Annotated in this window: 13 protein-coding genes; 3 read left to right on the plus strand and 10 right to left on the minus strand. The window is 61.8% G+C overall.

What is annotated here, in order from left to right; translation table 11 throughout:
- Positions 1-12: 12 nt before the first annotated feature.
- A complete protein-coding gene (locus tag JK213_RS04820; RefSeq protein WP_194261234.1) occupies positions 13-2,124 on the minus strand; it encodes a S9 family peptidase in 2,112 nt (703 codons plus the stop codon).
- Positions 2,125-2,321: 197 nt separating this feature from the next.
- On the opposite strand from JK213_RS04820, the gene JK213_RS04825 reads away from it, so the two are divergent.
- The gene (locus tag JK213_RS04825; RefSeq protein ID WP_194261235.1) at positions 2,322-2,813 is read left to right on the plus strand and encodes a DUF2501 domain-containing protein; all 492 of its coding nucleotides are present in this window, start codon (positions 2,322-2,324) and stop codon (positions 2,811-2,813) included.
- Between the two features lie 85 nt (positions 2,814-2,898).
- On the opposite strand, the gene mdoH is transcribed toward JK213_RS04825, so the two are convergent.
- The 7 genes from mdoH to JK213_RS04860 form a co-directional block, all read right to left on the minus strand.
- Entirely contained in the window at positions 2,899-5,085 is a 2,187-nt protein-coding gene (gene mdoH / locus JK213_RS04830; RefSeq protein ID WP_194261236.1) for a glucans biosynthesis glucosyltransferase MdoH, read from the minus strand.
- Positions 5,061-6,641, minus strand: a complete 1,581-nt coding sequence (locus tag JK213_RS04835) for a glucan biosynthesis protein (protein ID WP_194261237.1) — start codon at positions 6,639-6,641, stop codon at positions 5,061-5,063. The genes mdoH and JK213_RS04835 overlap by 25 nt, the downstream gene beginning before the upstream one ends.
- 162 nt (positions 6,642-6,803) lie before the next feature.
- A complete protein-coding gene (bioD, locus tag JK213_RS04840) occupies positions 6,804-7,454 on the minus strand; it encodes a dethiobiotin synthase (protein WP_194261238.1) in 651 nt (216 codons plus the stop codon).
- Between the two features lie 2 nt (positions 7,455-7,456).
- On the minus strand, positions 7,457-8,254 hold the full coding sequence (locus JK213_RS04845) for a methyltransferase domain-containing protein (RefSeq protein ID WP_194261239.1): 798 nt from the start codon (positions 8,252-8,254) through the stop codon (positions 7,457-7,459).
- On the minus strand, positions 8,241-8,867 hold the full coding sequence (locus JK213_RS04850) for a biotin synthase (protein WP_194261240.1): 627 nt from the start codon (positions 8,865-8,867) through the stop codon (positions 8,241-8,243). The genes JK213_RS04845 and JK213_RS04850 overlap by 14 nt, the downstream gene beginning before the upstream one ends.
- The gene (locus tag JK213_RS04855) at positions 8,864-10,042 is read right to left on the minus strand and encodes an 8-amino-7-oxononanoate synthase (RefSeq protein WP_194261241.1); all 1,179 of its coding nucleotides are present in this window, start codon (positions 10,040-10,042) and stop codon (positions 8,864-8,866) included. The genes JK213_RS04850 and JK213_RS04855 overlap by 4 nt, the downstream gene beginning before the upstream one ends.
- Positions 10,039-11,304 carry an adenosylmethionine--8-amino-7-oxononanoate transaminase gene (locus tag JK213_RS04860; protein ID WP_194261242.1) on the minus strand — a complete coding sequence of 422 codons (1,266 nt, stop codon included), beginning with the start codon at positions 11,302-11,304 and terminating at the stop codon, positions 10,039-10,041. Before JK213_RS04860 ends, JK213_RS04855 begins: the two co-directional genes overlap by 4 nt.
- A 222-nt stretch (positions 11,305-11,526) precedes the next feature.
- On the opposite strand from JK213_RS04860, the gene JK213_RS04865 reads away from it, so the two are divergent.
- Positions 11,527-11,733 carry a hypothetical protein gene (locus JK213_RS04865; protein ID WP_099285674.1) on the plus strand — a complete coding sequence of 69 codons (207 nt, stop codon included), beginning with the start codon at positions 11,527-11,529 and terminating at the stop codon, positions 11,731-11,733.
- An 18-nt stretch (positions 11,734-11,751) separates the two neighbouring features.
- On the opposite strand, the gene JK213_RS04870 is transcribed toward JK213_RS04865, so the two are convergent.
- Both JK213_RS04870 and JK213_RS04875 read right to left on the minus strand, forming a co-directional pair.
- Positions 11,752-13,206 carry a YdiU family protein gene (locus JK213_RS04870; RefSeq protein ID WP_194261243.1) on the minus strand — a complete coding sequence of 485 codons (1,455 nt, stop codon included), beginning with the start codon at positions 13,204-13,206 and terminating at the stop codon, positions 11,752-11,754.
- Between the two features lie 79 nt (positions 13,207-13,285).
- Positions 13,286-14,203, minus strand: a complete 918-nt coding sequence (locus JK213_RS04875) for a LysR family transcriptional regulator (RefSeq protein ID WP_194261244.1) — start codon at positions 14,201-14,203, stop codon at positions 13,286-13,288.
- Between the two features lie 120 nt (positions 14,204-14,323).
- Between JK213_RS04875 and JK213_RS04880 the strand changes: the two genes are divergently transcribed.
- On the plus strand, positions 14,324-15,097 hold the full coding sequence (locus tag JK213_RS04880; RefSeq protein WP_194261245.1) for an SDR family oxidoreductase: 774 nt from the start codon (positions 14,324-14,326) through the stop codon (positions 15,095-15,097).
- Positions 15,098-15,194 lie beyond the last annotated feature (97 nt).

Below are 15,194 nucleotides of genomic sequence, written 5' to 3' on the forward strand. Positions count from 1 at the left end.
CGTCGGGCCTTTTCAGGCTTGGTCGATGGTCCAGATGGCGAAGGCCTGAACGAGGGCGACTTCTTCCAGGCGTTTAAAGCGGCCTGACGAACCGCCATGTCCGGCTTCCATGTTGATACGGCACAGGAACGGGCCGCCGGACGTCACTTCGCGCAGTTTGGCGATCCATTTCGCGGGTTCCCAGTACGTTACGCGCGGGTCGGACAGGCCGCCCATTGCCAGAACCGGTGGGTAGGTTTTGGCGGCGATGTTGTCATAGGGCGAATAGCTGGCGATCAGGTCATAGGCGGCGGGGTCTTCCAGCGGGTTGCCCCATTCCGGCCATTCCGGCGGCGTCAGCGGCAGGGAGACGTCGGACATGGTGTTGAGCATGTCGACAAACGGCACCTGCGCGGCAATGCCTGCGAACAGTTCGGGCGCCATGTTCGTGATTGCGCCCATCAGCAGACCACCGGCCGAGCCGCCCTGCGCGACGATATGTCCGGCCGAACCATAGCCTTCCGACACGAGATGCCGGGCGCAGGCGATGAAGTCGATGAAGGTATTGGGCTTCTTCGTCCCGCGGCCGTCCAGAAACCAGTTCCAGCCCTTTTCGGAGCCGCCGCGGACATGGGCGATGGCGTGAATCCAGCCCCGGTCCACCAGGCTGAACACGGTCGTGGAGAAATCGGCATCCATGGCGATGCCGTAAGAGCCGTAGCCATACAGAAGCAAGGGGGCTGAGCCGTCCAGAACCTGACCTTTGCGCATCAGGACCGTGACGGGAACCTGCGCGCCGTCAGGCGATGTTGCGAATAGGCGGCGCGTTTCGTAGCGGCTCGCATCATGGCCGGACGGGACCTCGCGGATTTTGCGGAGGATGCGCTCGCCGCTGGCCATGTCGTAATCGTACCAGTGTGCCGGATTGGTGGGGGACTGATAGATGTAGCGCAGGATCGGGGCGTCATATTCCAGCGTGCCCAGCATCGTCAGGTCATAGGCCGCTTCGTCCATGCCGATGGCTTTTGCCTGCGTCCGGACATCGCCCTGCGTGCCTTCGGGGATCACGAGGATATGGATGTTTCCGTCCCGCCGCTCGGCCCAGGCGAGATGCCCGCGCGAGGCACTGGCGCCCAGCAGGTAGTGGCCCTCGCGGTACGGCACGAAGGGCGTCCAGTTCTCGCGCCCTGTGGCCGTGTCCGGTGTTTGCATGAACTGGAAGTCCACGGCGCCACCGGCATTGGTCAGGATGATGAAGCGGTCATTCCAGTGCGTCAGGGAATAGCGCTCACCCCGCACTAAGGGGGCCGCCACAACAGGCAGGGCTGTCGGATCGGAAGCCGGGATGAGCAGCGTTTCGTTCGTATCGTGGTCACCGCGCTCGATGACGATCCATGTGCGCGACGCGCTGACGCCGATGCTCAGGAAGAAGCCCGGATCGGTTTCGTCGAACACCAGAACATCCTCGCCCCCCGTCAGCGGGCGGCGATAGATCTTCGAAGGGCGGCCATTATCGTCGCGATAGATCCAGAACAGCCACTGGCTGTCCGGTGAAATGGCGAAGCTGCCCGTCGTGCTGGGCACGGGGTCGGCGCAGAGCGTTTCTGTTTCCAGATCCGCGACCTGAATGCGATAGACTTCGGAGCCCTGAATGTCTTCCGCGTAGACGAAATAGCGGTGATCGGGCGAGTGGTCCGTCTGTGAGAGCGCGTAATAGTCATGCTGTTTGGCCAGCGCATCGGCATCGAGCAGAACCTGTTCCGCTCCGCCGCCGCGTGGGGAACGCACCCGCAGCGGATGCTGGGCACCGTCTTCGAAACGCACAGAATATTCCCACGGGCCGTCGGGAACCGGAACCGAGGATTCTGCAGGCGGAATACGGCCGATCATTTCCTGAAGCAGCGTTTCGCGCAGCGGCTCCATTCCGGCGAGAACGGCCTCCGCATAGGCGTTTTCCGCCTTCAGATGCGTGGCGATGTCTGCGCGCAGAACCGACGGGTCCCGCAGCACCTGCTGCCAGTTCTCGTCCTTCATCCACGCATAGGAATCCGTGCGCGTGCGGCCAAACTGCGTGGTGCTCAGTGGCTCACGACGGGCAACGGGAGGAACGGGTGCGGCGGAGGGGGCATCGAGGCGCTGTGACATGACCAAACTGTGACGCAGAAACGCCCGGCATTCAATCGGACTTTGATTGGAAAAGAGGCCCCTTCAAGAAACTGTAACTGCTCTCAAGTGTTATTCAGGGCAACGGAGCGTTCTCAAAGATGCTCCAGACCGGATGAATTCTGTTTCTCCTTTTGGGGCGCAGACAGAACATCCTGTGATGTGGAAAGAAGAGTATCATGATTTCAAGCAAGTATTTTGCTGTTCTTGCCGCCGCCGGCCTGAGCATTTCCGGTGCTGCCGTCGCCCAGACCGTACCGCCGGTTCCGCAGAGCAGCCCTGTGACGACCATTCCCGCGGGAACGCAGGCCCGACTGCCCGGCGCTCATGTTCAGGCTGTCGCAGGTGGCAAGAATGTCCTGAGTGCTGCGTCACCGGGCGTTCTAGGTGCTGATGGCCTCCCGTCCATCGAAGGCGCGCAGGCTGGCAATATTGCCGGTCTGACCTACTACTGTACGCATCACAAGCTGGTGCTTGGAACGTCGCCGATCGTGGCGGCCCGCAAGATCGCCAAGCGCCCGGATGTCCACAGTGACGAGTTCTACTCGCTGGGCGGCAAGGGCCTGCTTCAGATGACGGACGGAAACGTCTTCGATATCGGCACCCTCTCCAAGGACAAGCGCGTCACGACGTGCAACGACCTTGTTAAGAAGGCCCAGTCTTTCAAGTAATTGCTCCGGCCTACAGGTCTGCAATGAAAAACGCCCCGGCTGTGATGGCCGGGGCGTTTTTTGTGTCGTGACGTCTTGTAGTTCTTCAGACCGCGAGCTTTTCCATGAGCGCCAGACCTTCGGCACTTCCCAGAACTGCGGCCTTTTCCTGACGGGAAAGGCGTTCCAGCGCGACCTGAAGCGACGGAGCTTCCCGTAGCTTGAGCAGACCGACCAGAAGATGGGCGTCGATCGGGCTGCCGGGGCTACGGGCCGGAGGAAGCGCGCCTTCATGGGCGTTGAGAAGGGTCGCGTTTTCGCGAAGTGCGGCAAAGGCTTCTTCCGGTGGCGCATCGGGGGCGTGGGCTGCGCGTTCACGCGCGGCGTCGTTTGCGGCGGCGAGCTGAAGGATCGGGGGAGGGGCGGTTTCCTCCTCAATCAACAGAAGCCCGGCCCGACGCAACCCCAGACCAACGTCTCGGCTTGCGGTCAGCGCTGCCAGCGGGATGGCGAGCACCAGTCCGAGCAGCACCGGCGTCATCCATAGGAACAGCGCCTGTGAGACCGACCATGCCGCCACGGCCAGAAGCAGGCCGAACACGGTGTAGATCCAGTAGCCATGCGCCACGTCTTTCAGCGAAACCCGGCCATCGTCGCGGTTCTGCGCATTCCATCCCGAATCCCGGCCCAGCAGGATCGAAATGACGCCGGATGTTTGAATCAACATGGCAATCGGCGCGATCAAGCCGCCGATCAGGGTTTCGAGCACGATAGAGACCGCGAGCCGGAAAACGCCGCCAGAACCCTTCAGGGCCGCGCGATCGAACATCATGGCAATGAAGGCCAGAGCTTTCGGTGCGAGCAGAATGCCCATCGTCCCGATGAAGACAAGCTTGGCCTGTACGGGATCGACGCGCGGCCAGTGCGGATAGAGCGTCGGGGTCGAGCCGAAATATTCGGGATGGTAGAAATGCGACTGGAGCGAAATCAGGATGCCGAAGAGCAGGAACAGCAGCCAGAGCGGGGACATGATGTAGGACCCGATGCCCGTCAGCATATGAACGCGGCTGACCCAGTGCATGCCTTTTGTGCCGAGGATCTTGCTGTGCTGCAGATTGCCCTGACACCAGCGGCGGTCCCGGATGGCGACATCCGTCAGCGATGGCGGGCTTTCTTCATAGGAGCCGAACAGTCCCGGTACCATGTGAATGGCCCAGCCGCCACGGCGCATAAGCGCGGCTTCCACGAAGTCATGGCTCAGGATGTGCCCTCCGAAGGGCGGGCGGCCCTTCAGATGCGGCAGCCCGGCCTGTTCGGCGAAGGCCTGCGTGCGGATGACGGCGTTATGGCCCCAGTAATTGCCTTCCGAACCGTGCCACCACGCAATGCCATGCGCGATCAGCGGCCCGTAGACGCGGCCTGCGAACTGCTGCATCCGGGCGAAAAGCGTGCGACCACCGACGATGACGGGGAGCGTCTGGATCAGGCCCACGCCCTCATGCTGTTCCATGGCCGCCGTGATCCGGACGATCAGGCTGCCATCCATCACGCTGTCTGCATCGAGGGTGAGCATCTGCTGGTAGGAGGCGCCAAATCGGATCACCCAGTCGCCCAGATTGCCCGCTTTGCGATCCGTATTCTTGTGACGGCGGCGATAGAAGACGCGCTTTTCGCCGTTCGTGGCTTTACGGAACTCAAGGAAGGCGCGCTCTTCCTGCACCCAGACGTCCGGATTGGTTGTGTCGGACAGGATGAAGAAATCGAAGGCGTCGATCTGTCCCGTCGCCAGAATGCTGTCATGAATGGCGCGCAGGCCTGCGAGAACGCGCGTCGGGTCCTCATTGTAGGTCGGCATCAGGACGGCGGTGCGGTTTTTCAGCTCCGGCAGCGGCCCCGTCCGGTGGATGCCAAGCCCGAGCCCGCCCCGCCGGATCAGCGAGACGAAGCCGCCGAGGCAGGACATGAAGGACAGGGCGATCCAGAAGGCGAGAATGGCGAACAGGATCAGGATGATGACACCGAGCGCCGAGACGCCCAGTGAGTTGAAAACCTGATTGATCCTGTAAATGCCATAGCCCGTCAGCAGCATCGCGCCACCGAAGACGAACAGACGGCGTGCCCAGAGGAACGAAGGCGTCGTCGGCAGCGGATCGAAGGGCCGGCCATGACGGTCCGGCTGCTGCTGAAGGTTTTGTGGCTTCATTGCCAGCGGCGCTTCAGGCGGCAGGAAGGGGGCGGCTTCCGGGGTGGCGTGAGAAGACAATTCGGTCACGGCGTCCAACGATACATCCATTTTTCTGAAACCGGACCTTGATCATTGGCGAGCTGGGCCTGAAGTTCGCAGCTCTTCGCATCGCCCGGCACGAATTCGAAGGTCGCGCGCCAGCCCTGGATTTCCGGGTTCGGTTCCACGACGACATTGCGGATCGTGCCAGGGCTGGCCTGTGTGATCAGATGGAAATTCGTACCCGGTGGCACGTTTTGGAAGGGCGCGCCCGTGAAATCGATCGCGAAGAAACGGGCGTCCGGATGGTCGGTTACGCTTCCGATCCGCGTTGCGGCAACGCGCGCCATCTGGGTTGGCCAGGGGGTGTCCCAGCCCCAGTACATTCTGTAGATGTAGCTGTATTCCTGACCGCCCTTCATGGGTTGTTTGGGGCGCCAGAACGAGACGATGTTGTCGTTTACCTCGTTGGGGGTCGGGATCTCCACCAGATCGACAGCGCCGTCGCCCCAGTTACCGATGGGCTCGATCCAGAGAGATGGGCGCTTCTGATAGTTGAGCGCCAGATCCTCGTAATCATGGAACGAGCGCTTGCGCTGCATCAGACCGAAACCATGTGGGCTGCTGTCTGCGAAGGCCGAGAACTGGAGATCGGTCGGGTTGGTGAGGGGACGATAGAGCTGCTGTCCAGCGCCCGTCCAGATCTGGAGGGCCTCGCTGTCATGCGCGGCGGGGCGCCAGTCATCGACGTGATTGCGGGCGTTCGCGTCGAAATAGAACATGCCCGTCAGAGGGGCGATGCCGGATTCCGTAATGTCCTGACGCGGGAACAGCGAAGACTGAACGTCAAAAACGGTCGTATCGCCCGGACGGATGGTGAAGCGGAACGCACCTGTCAGGGACGGGCTGTCGAGCAGCGCGTGAATGACGATGGACTCCACGCCCGGTTCCGGTTTTTCGATCCAGAACTCCCGGAACAGCGCGAATTCTTCGCCTTTGGGGTTGCCGGTGCCGTTTGCGAAAGCGCGGGCCGACAGACCGTAATTCTGACCCTTGGCCACGGCTCGGAAATATGATGCGCCGAGAAAGACCGCACATTCTTCCATCATGCCTGCCGTGTTGATGGCATAGCGCAGACGCAGGCCGGCGTAGCCGAGATCGTCCGTGACACGCAGAACGGGGTTGGCATAGGTGAAGGCGTCAGGGTCGTAGGGAATGGGGGTGGACTGTCCGCCCGTGACTTCGTTCATGCCGATCCGCGGCTTGTACAGGAAGCCGCGCGGGAAGAACTCTACGTCGAACGCCAGATTCTGGCCGTGCCACAGGGCTTTGTCGGGATTGAAGGCAATGCTGCGGAACTGGTCGAAATCCATGTTCGCAATGGCACTGGGGAGCGTCTGGGACGGCGGGGAATAAGCCTTTTTCGACAGGCGCTGTGCCACAAGCCGAACCGTGCCGTCGTCAAACGGGGTCGCCTGCGGTGCAGGAGGGACAGCGGGCTTGTTGGCAGCCAGAGGAGCTGTGGCCAGAGGAGCAGTGGACTGGGCATGGGCCATACGGGAGGCTGTTCCTAGAAGGGTCAGTCCGGCCCCAAGCTTGACCAGATCACGGCGCAGGATACTCATACTTTTCCCAATATCCCTGTTTCTGTCGGCATCTCCGCAACGAAGCCCGATGTCCCAGCGATACGCCGGAAGCCTTGCGTTGCGAAGAGCCCTTCTATGACGAGGACGTTATTTCACAAGGGTTGACGCGGCCTTTTTATGGCATGCGCCCAAGATGACACATTATTGTGAAATCTGTTGCTGCAAGACATCAAGTGACGGAACGTGACCCGATAATTCAGAGACGACCGTTTCCGTTATCGCGTCAAACTGCGGAACCCTGAACAGGATATGCGTTTTTCCGAAGCGTGCAATATCGCGTTCATTTCCGGGATTGGTCGGTCCGACCGGAACCACACCCAGAACCGGAACACCGCGTCGTCGCAAAGCCTCAAGGCTCAGAAGCGTGTGGTTGATCGTCCCCAGCCCGCTGCGCGTGACCAGAACGACGGGCAGGTTCAGACGCTCGATCAGGTCCACGATCATCATGTCCTCACGCACCGGCACCATCAGTCCGCCCGCGCCTTCTACGACAAGTGTCTCCGGCACCTGTGGCAGGACGAGCCGCCCCGGATTGACCGTCACGTTTTCCAGATCCCCTGCCGCAAGTGGCGCGAGTGGGGCCTGAAACGCATAAGCCGGGGGAATGATGCGGGACGGGTCCAGACCGGCCAGATTCCGCACGGTTGGCGTGTCGCCATCTTCGTCCGCAAGGCCGGTCTGAAGCGGCTTCCAGTAGGTGGCGTGCCAGGCGCGGCATAGAATGGCGCTGACGAGAGTCTTGCCGATGCCGGTATCCGTTCCCGTGACGAAGACGCCGCGTTGCGAGCTCATAACTATGGTCCTTCTCCGGATTTCACAAACATCCCGATACCGATCTGATAGGTCACGTCGGAACTTGTGCGGTCAAAATGTCGCATGGCCCGGCGCAGGGCCGCGCTGCTGGCGGGGGGGCTGTCCTGACGGGGCAGGGACGCCCCGATCTGCCTCAGACCGCGCAGGAACTCCCGCGCGCTGCTGACAGGATCATGTAGCGTCAGCACCTCCCACGATCCGGCACCGCTGCTGGGCCATTCCGCTTCCACGGTCGGGACGGACGGATAATCCGGCACGCCGCAGGGCGCGCCTTCCACCAGACAGGCCTGTTTCCACTCGTCCAGACTGCCTTGCAGGAGGGTCGCGACCATCAGCCGCCCCTGTGGCGCGAGGAGGTCGCAAAGCCTGCGTAATCCCTCGGTCCTGTTGGAAAACCATTGCAGACATAGGCTGGAGGCGATCAGGTCGAACGGCCCGGATATGTCCGGATGTTCGGCGTCCATGACGTGAAAGCCGATGGTTTTTTCGGCAAAGTGCTGCTTGGCCCGTGCGATCATGCCGGGGGCCAGATCGCTCGCCAGCAGGCTGGCCTGCGGAAAATGTCCAGCAAGCTGGGTCGTCAGGAAGCCCGTTCCACAGCCGAATTCCAGAATGGAGGCGGGTGTCTGCTCCGCCATTTCTTGCCGGATGCGCTCCATCAGCGCGGTGACGCAGCGGCGTTGAATATGCGCGGCGGCGTCATAGCCCACCGCCGCGTCGAAGCGCGCGGCGATGCTGGTCCGGCGCAGGGTGGCGTCGGGAATGTCAGCCTGCGTCATCGAGCCTCCGTCGCACGAAGTCCGCGCAGAGTCCGGGATGGGTGAGGGGCAGCAGATGCCCGCCCGAGACCCGTTCTCCCGGTGAGGCAAACCCGGCCTGTGCGGCCCCGAACGGATCGTCCGTGCCGGTCATCCAGTGTAGCCTGTTTTCCCAGTCGGCTGCCTGCGCCCGATGGTCTTGCTGCTGAAGCGCCTCAAGTCCGTAATCCAGCACTTTCTCATCTGGCTCACCGGGAAGGGGCGCTTCCGTTCCGCAAAGGGCCCGGAAATCGTGCAGCACAGCAGCCGGATCGCGTTTCAGGCGTGCGCGCATCCGGACCAGGACCCGTTCGGGTGTGCCATTCGGGAAGTCGGGTGCAGCAATAAAGCGTGGAAAGCCGTTGAAAAACAGCAGCCCCTCACATCCCGGCAGATCCTGCCCCAGCAGCGCCAGCGATCCGGCGGAATGCCCGATCGCCAGATAAGGTGTGTCGGGCAGCGCAGGACGATGTTCGGAGCCGAAATACCCGCAATCCACGACCTGCGCGCTCACATCCGGCAGATGCGTCAGCAGCGGCTCCCAGAAGGACGCATCGAAGCCCCAGCCGTGAACGAGATAGAGTGCGCGTGTCATGCAACATCTCTTGTCAAAGCGATGACGGCCTCCCCGAGGCGGTCGATCGCATCATCGTCCAATCCGGCATGGAGTGCCAGCCGCAGCCGTGCGGTTCCCGCAGGAACCGTCGGTGGCCGGATCGCAACCGTCAGGAACCCGGCGTCCTCAAGTCGGGCGGCCACGGTCATGGCGCGTTCGGACTCCCCGATCAGCACCGGTACGATCTGGGTCGTGGAGTCCGCCGTGGACAGCCCGGCGCCGTGCAGCATGGTCCGAAGCCGCTCTGCCTGTCCGAGCAGCCGGGCGCGTTCTGCGTCCAGACCGGGCACGACATCAAGTGCCGCATCGATCGCGCCCAGAACCGCAGGGGGCAGGGCCGTGCTGTAGATGAAGCCCGAGGCATGGTTCGCCAGATAGTCGCAAAGTGCCTGCGAGCCCGTGACGTAAGCGCCCATCCCGCCCAACGCCTTGCTGCACGTTCCCATCGTCAGATCGGCCATCCCGCAGGACAATCCCCGACCTTTCGGCCCCAGAACGCCGGTCGCATGGGCCTCGTCAATATAAAGGAACGCACCCGCCCGGTCCGCCAGCGCGCGCAGGGCCGGAATATCGGCGCGGTCGCCGTCCATGGAGAACACGCTCTCCGTCACGATCATCCGCAGGCCGGGCTTTTCGGCCTCGCGGTTCAGCAGGCTTTCCAGATGGGACAGGTCGTTATGCCGGAAGCGGATCTGCCGCACGCCAGCCGCCGCGCAGCCATGATGCAGGCTGGCATGGTTCAGGCGGTCCGAAAACACCAGCATCGGCGCGCCTGTTCTGGCGACGGAGAGGGCGCACAAAGCGGGCATGACAGACGCATTGGTCTGCCAGCCCGAGGCGAACAGGATCGCATCCTCACAGCCTTTGAAGGCCGCCATTTTCGTCTCGACCTGCCGGTGCAGATCCAGCGTTCCGCTGACCAGCCGGGAGGCACGTGCGCCTGTCCCGAAACGCAGTGCCCAGTCGGCAGCGCGTTCACGCAGCAGCGGGTGATCCGCCAACCCCAGATAGTCGTTGGACGACACATCCAGCATCCGCCGTCCGTCACGGACGATCATGCCGTCCTGCCGGACCACGGGCCTAAGGGTTCGGCGCGTCCCGGCGGTTTCGCGTTCGCTCAGAACTGCTGCAAAATGGCTGTCGAACAGGCTCATGCGCCCTCCCGCAACACGTCCACGATGGCCGTCGTCAGGCGCGTAAGCTCGTCGGGTGTGATCGTGAAGGCGGGCGTCAGATAGACGATGTTGCGGAAGGGCCGGATCCATACGCCACGTTCCACGAAGGCGCGGCGCAGGGCGTCGGGGTCGTCCAGCGTTTCAAGCTCCACGACGCCGATGGCGCCGAGAACGCGCACGTCTTTGACGCCGGGCAGTGTGCGACAGGGTTCGAGTTCCCGCGCAAGCTGGGCCGAGATCGCCGCCACCTGTTCCAGTCTTGGCTCGGATTCGAACAGGTCCAGCGAGGCGTTGGCAACCGCGCAGGCCAGCGGATTGGCCATGAAAGTCGGCCCGTGCATCAGGGCGTGCCCGGCGTTGTCGGATAGAAACGCCTCGAAGACATGTCGCCGGGCTACGGTGGCGGCCAGCGCCATGGTGCCGCCCGTCAGAGCCTTCGAAAGGGCTACGATATCCGGCACGATCCCGGCCTGTTCGCAGGCGAACATTGTTCCCGTACGGCCAAAGCCGGTGAAGATTTCGTCGAGGATCAGCAGGATTCCATGCCGGTCGCACAGGTCGCGCAGACGGCGCAGAACATCGGGGTCATGGAACAGCATCCCGCCCGCGCCCTGAACGAGAGGCTCCGTGACCATCGCTGCGATGCTGCCGCCGCGTTCCGTCAGCAGGGCTTCAAGCCGCGCCAGACTGTCCGCATCCACAGGCAGATCGGCCAGAACCTGCTCGGGCAACACGCCTGCGAACAGGCTGTGCATGCCTTCCTCGGGGTCGCAGATGGACATCATGCCCAGCGTGTCCCCGTGATAGCCGCCGCGGAAAGACAGGATTTTCGTCCGACCCGTGGTTCCGCGGTTGATGTGATACTGCACCGCCATCTTGATCGCGACTTCCATCGTGACCGACCCGGAATCGGTGAAGAACACGCGCTCCAGATCCCCCGGCAGTATCTCTGCCAGCCGTGCAGCCAGACGGATTGCCGGTTCATGCACCATCCCGCCGAACATCACATGCGGCATCTGCCCGGCCTGACGGACCAGCGCTTCATAGATATGCGGATGGCTGTAGCCGTGACACGCCGTCCACCAGGCGGCCACGCCGTCCACAAGCTCGCGCCCGTCCGCAAGCGTGATCCGACTGCCGGATGTGCGGACGGCTTCCACAGGGAAAGGCGCGGTTTGCATCTGGGTATAGGGCAGCCACAGATGGGGCAGGTCAGCGGCGGTATGAGGGGTGCGAGGCATGGTTTGCGTTTTCCCGCATGGTTTGGGGTGAGTCCATCCCCCTGTCTCCTGTGACGTCATAGAGAAAGGCGGGATCGTTCCGCAGGCGGGACGCCGTATCATAAAAGGGTCACGTTTTGTCAGGCAACGATGTGGCATGAGCCCCGTTAGTGACGCGTTCCTAAAAGAACGTGGAAACATTTTGTGCTCCCGACGCGGGAGCCATGACGAGGTTGAAGACCAATGCTGAGTTCCAAGGTCATTCATGTCGATGGCGTCTTTCTGGGGACAGCCATCATGACGGGAAGCCTGAACACCCTGCGGTTCTATGCGACGCATGAGAGCGTGCGCGCGTTGCACAATGCCTGCATGTCCGACTTTGGCGCGCTTTATGCTCAGGTCAAAAGCCTGTTCAACCGCAGCCGTATGCTGACGCCCCAGCCAGCCTGATCCTGTTTTCGCGGCGTATCAGGTGCCGCAGAAGGTGTTTTTCACCTGTTCATGAGCGGTCGGCGGGGCTTCGAACCCGTCAGTTCTATCTTCAAACGGATGCGACAGCGCCTCGGTCAGACGATGGAACGGCGCATAATCGCCTGCTACGGCTGAACGGATCATCTCCTCGATCCGGTGATTGCGCGGAATGATGCGCGGATTCGTGGCCTGCATGTCGGCATGACAGGCCTCTGCGGAGCGCTCTTCCCGATCCAGCCGTGCCTGCCAGTCCCCAATCCAGTCTTCAATCTTCGACCCCGGCCCGAACAGCGACATGACTTCCCCGGTTTGGCCGCCCCGAACAACGTCCCCAAGCCTGCGGAATGTGAGCGTGAAATCTGCCTCTCCGCGATGCATGGCCGTCAGAAGACGCCCCGCCAGTCGGGCATCTCCGTCTTCTTCCAGAGCCAGCCCCAGCTTCCGGCGCCAGCCACCGAGATAGGCCTCGTTGAAGACGACATCAAAGCGCATCAGTGCGCTTTTGGCCTGTTCAACCGCCCGCTCATGGTTGGTATCCAAGAGCGGCAGGAGGGTTTCCGCCAGTCGGCCGAGATTCCACAGAGCCATGTCGGGCTGGTTGCCGTAGGCATAGCGGCCGTTCTGATCAATGAAGCTGAAAACTTTTGCCGGATCATAGGCATCGAGGAAAGCACAGGGGCCGAAATCGATGGTTTCGCCCGCGATGGACATGTTGTCCGTGTTCATGACGCCATGAATGAACCCGACCAGCATCCACCGCGCCACCAGTTTGGCCTGTCGGGCCGTGACGGCTTCAAGCAGCGCCAGATAGGGGTTTTCGGTGTCCGATAACTCCGGGTACAGACGCCCGATGACGTGATCCGCGAGAATGCGGACGCTCTGTGTGTCGCCCTGCGCCGCGAAATACTGGAACGTCCCGACCCGCACATGGCTGGACGCAATCCGCACAATGACGCCGCCGGGCTGCATCGTCTCGCGCATCACGCTCTCGCCCGTTGTCAGGGCGGCCAATGCGCGCGTGGTCGGAATGCCGAGCGCGTGCATAGCCTCGCTCACCACATATTCCCGCAGAACCGGCCCCAGAGCCGCCCGTCCGTCTCCGCGTCGTGAAAACGGCGTCGGTCCGGAGCCTTTGAGGTGGATGTCCCGAAGCCGCCGCGCCCGATCCGTCACTTCTCCGACCAGCATCGCCCGGCCGTCGCCAAGGCTTGGAACGAAATGCCCGAATTGATGCCCCGCATAGGCCATTGCCACCGGAGATGTGCCATCCGGTCGGCTTCCGTGACCCAGAAATGCCAGTCCCGCAGGGCTGCGGAGCCAGTCCGGGTCCAGTCCCAGTTCCCGCGCCAGAGGCTCGTTCAGTGCAACGATCTGCGGATTGCGGAGCGGCGTCGGGGTAAGGGGGGCGGAAAACTGCTCGGGCAGGGACGCATAGATGCGGGAAAGCTGCATCGGAGATCCAATCAGGACTGGAAAAGTCTGTCTTTAGATGGCTCACTAAAGACCAAAAGGAAAGACCTCTCTTCTTTGTTCAGTCCCGGAGTTCATGGGGAAAGCAGTGTTGTTCCAGAAGCTCCGTCAGCCACTCCGTAAAGACTTCGAGCCTGCGGGAGAGATGCTTTCTGTGTGGGAAGAGCAGTGTCATCGGCAAGGCCGCGGCCCGCCATTGCGGCAGGACATCCACCAGTTCTCCAGAACGGAGATGGGGCAGGACGTCATAAGCTGGCAGTTGCGCGAGGCCGAGCCCGGCCAGACAGCAGGCGACTGATCCTTCCGCACTGTTCACCGTCACACGCCCCTGAACCGCGCGGCTTTCTTCCCGGCCGTCCCGTTCCCATTCCCATGCCTCGATCCGTCCAGTGGAGGGGGAGGCATAGAGAATGGCCTGATGGGCTGACAGGTCATCCGGCGTCAGGGGAATGCCGAAACGCTCCAGATAGCACGGGCTTGCGACATTGAAGACTGGCAAGAGGCCGAGCCTGCGTCCGATCAGGCTGGAATCCTGCAAGGGGCCGACCCGGAGCACGCAATCGGTTCCATCTTCGGCCAGATTGATACTGCGATCCGTCATGCCGAGCTCGATATCGAGCCCTGGATACTGTTCCAGAAACGCGGGCAGGGCGGGCGCCACCACCAGCCGCCCGATCCGGCTGGGCAGGTTGACGCGCACATGACCGCGCGTTTCCGAACTGTGAAGCCGGAACTGGTTCTCGGCTTCCTCGAAGTCCCCCAGAAGCCGCAGGGCTGTCTGCTGAAACCTCTGCCCGTCATCGGTGAGCCGTACGGAACGCGTCGTGCGGGCCAGTAACTGCGTGTCGAGCCGGTTTTCCAGTTCCTGAATGGCGGTCGAAACCGTGGAACGGGGCATCTGGAGCGTATCGGCCGCATGCGTAAAACTGCCGCTTTCCGCAACCCGGATAAAAATACGAAGCAGGTCGATCCGGTCCATGATGTTTTCCGTGTTTTGTTCGGAAAATCTGACGGATGATGTCAGAATTTCAGACTTTTTCCGGATTTATCGACAAATCATAGTCTCTGTCATCATCCATTACTGCGAGGATATCCTCTCATGGCCGATCACAGCATCAAGGGAAAAACCGCTCTCATTACGGGAGGCGCCAAAAATCTCGGCAGACTGATCGCTCTGGATCTCGCCGCTCAGGGCGTGGCTGCCATCGCCATTCATTACAACAGCGCCGCCACGAAAACTGAGGCGGACGCAACAGTGGCGGCGCTTACGAAGCTCGGTGTTCAGGCACAGGCGTTTCAGGGCGATCTGACGACTGCCGGAGCGAATTCCCGACTGTTCGAAGCGGTTGTCGCGGCTTTCGGAAAGCCGGATATTGCCATTAACACGGCCGGAAAAGTTCTCAAGAAGCCCATTCTCGAGACATCCGAGGACGAGTATGACGAGATGTTCGCGGTCAATGCAAAGGCGGCTTATTTCTTTATCAAGGAAGCCGGACGTCATCTGAACGACAACGGCAAGCTGCTCACGATCGTCACGTCCCTGCTGGGTGCCTACACACCGTTTTATTCAACCTATGCCGGGTCCAAGGCTGCCGTCGAACATGTGACGCGCGCGGCGTCGAAGGAGTTTGGAAGCCGCGGCATTTCCGTCAACGCCATTGGACCGGGCCCGATGGATACGCCGTTCTTTTATGGTCAGGAAGCGCCTGAGGCGGTGGCCTATCACAAAACCGCAGCCGCGCTGTCGTCGTTAAGCCGGACCGGCCTGACCGATATCGAAGACATCGTCCCGATCGTTCGCTGTCTGGTGTCGGATGGCTGGTGGATGACCGGACAAACCATTCTGGTCAATGGTGGCTATACGACGAAGTAATGGGTTCCCGGCATTGCAGGCGTACGAAAAACTTGCCTGCAAGACTGGACTGTTCCTGAAGCTGTTAATGAGTTTTTGATCCTTCTGGACTATGCTG

It is taken from the genome of Gluconobacter sp. Dm-44 (genome assembly GCF_018256175.1).
GTDB classification, from domain to species: domain Bacteria; phylum Pseudomonadota; class Alphaproteobacteria; order Acetobacterales; family Acetobacteraceae; genus Gluconobacter; species Gluconobacter cadivus.

Bases quoted from the DNA above. Each gene is read 5' to 3' on its own strand.
- JK213_RS04820 (WP_194261234.1), bottom strand. From the start codon at position 2,124: ATGTCACAGCGCCTCGATGCCCCCTCCGCCGCACCCGTTCCTCCCGTT.
- JK213_RS04825 (WP_194261235.1), top strand. From the start codon at position 2,322: ATGATTTCAAGCAAGTATTTTGCTGTTCTTGCCGCCGCCGGCCTGAGC.
- mdoH (WP_194261236.1), bottom strand. From the start codon at position 5,085: ATGGATGTATCGTTGGACGCCGTGACCGAATTGTCTTCTCACGCCACC.
- JK213_RS04835 (WP_194261237.1), bottom strand. From the start codon at position 6,641: ATGAGTATCCTGCGCCGTGATCTGGTCAAGCTTGGGGCCGGACTGACC.
- bioD (WP_194261238.1), bottom strand. From the start codon at position 7,454: ATGAGCTCGCAACGCGGCGTCTTCGTCACGGGAACGGATACCGGCATC.
- JK213_RS04845 (WP_194261239.1), bottom strand. From the start codon at position 8,254: ATGACGCAGGCTGACATTCCCGACGCCACCCTGCGCCGGACCAGCATC.
- JK213_RS04850 (WP_194261240.1), bottom strand. From the start codon at position 8,867: ATGACACGCGCACTCTATCTCGTTCACGGCTGGGGCTTCGATGCGTCC.
- JK213_RS04855 (WP_194261241.1), bottom strand. From the start codon at position 10,042: ATGAGCCTGTTCGACAGCCATTTTGCAGCAGTTCTGAGCGAACGCGAA.
- JK213_RS04860 (WP_194261242.1), bottom strand. From the start codon at position 11,304: ATGCCTCGCACCCCTCATACCGCCGCTGACCTGCCCCATCTGTGGCTG.
- JK213_RS04865 (WP_099285674.1), top strand. From the start codon at position 11,527: ATGCTGAGTTCCAAGGTCATTCATGTCGATGGCGTCTTTCTGGGGACA.
- JK213_RS04870 (WP_194261243.1), bottom strand. From the start codon at position 13,206: ATGCAGCTTTCCCGCATCTATGCGTCCCTGCCCGAGCAGTTTTCCGCC.
- JK213_RS04875 (WP_194261244.1), bottom strand. From the start codon at position 14,203: ATGGACCGGATCGACCTGCTTCGTATTTTTATCCGGGTTGCGGAAAGC.
- JK213_RS04880 (WP_194261245.1), top strand. From the start codon at position 14,324: ATGGCCGATCACAGCATCAAGGGAAAAACCGCTCTCATTACGGGAGGC.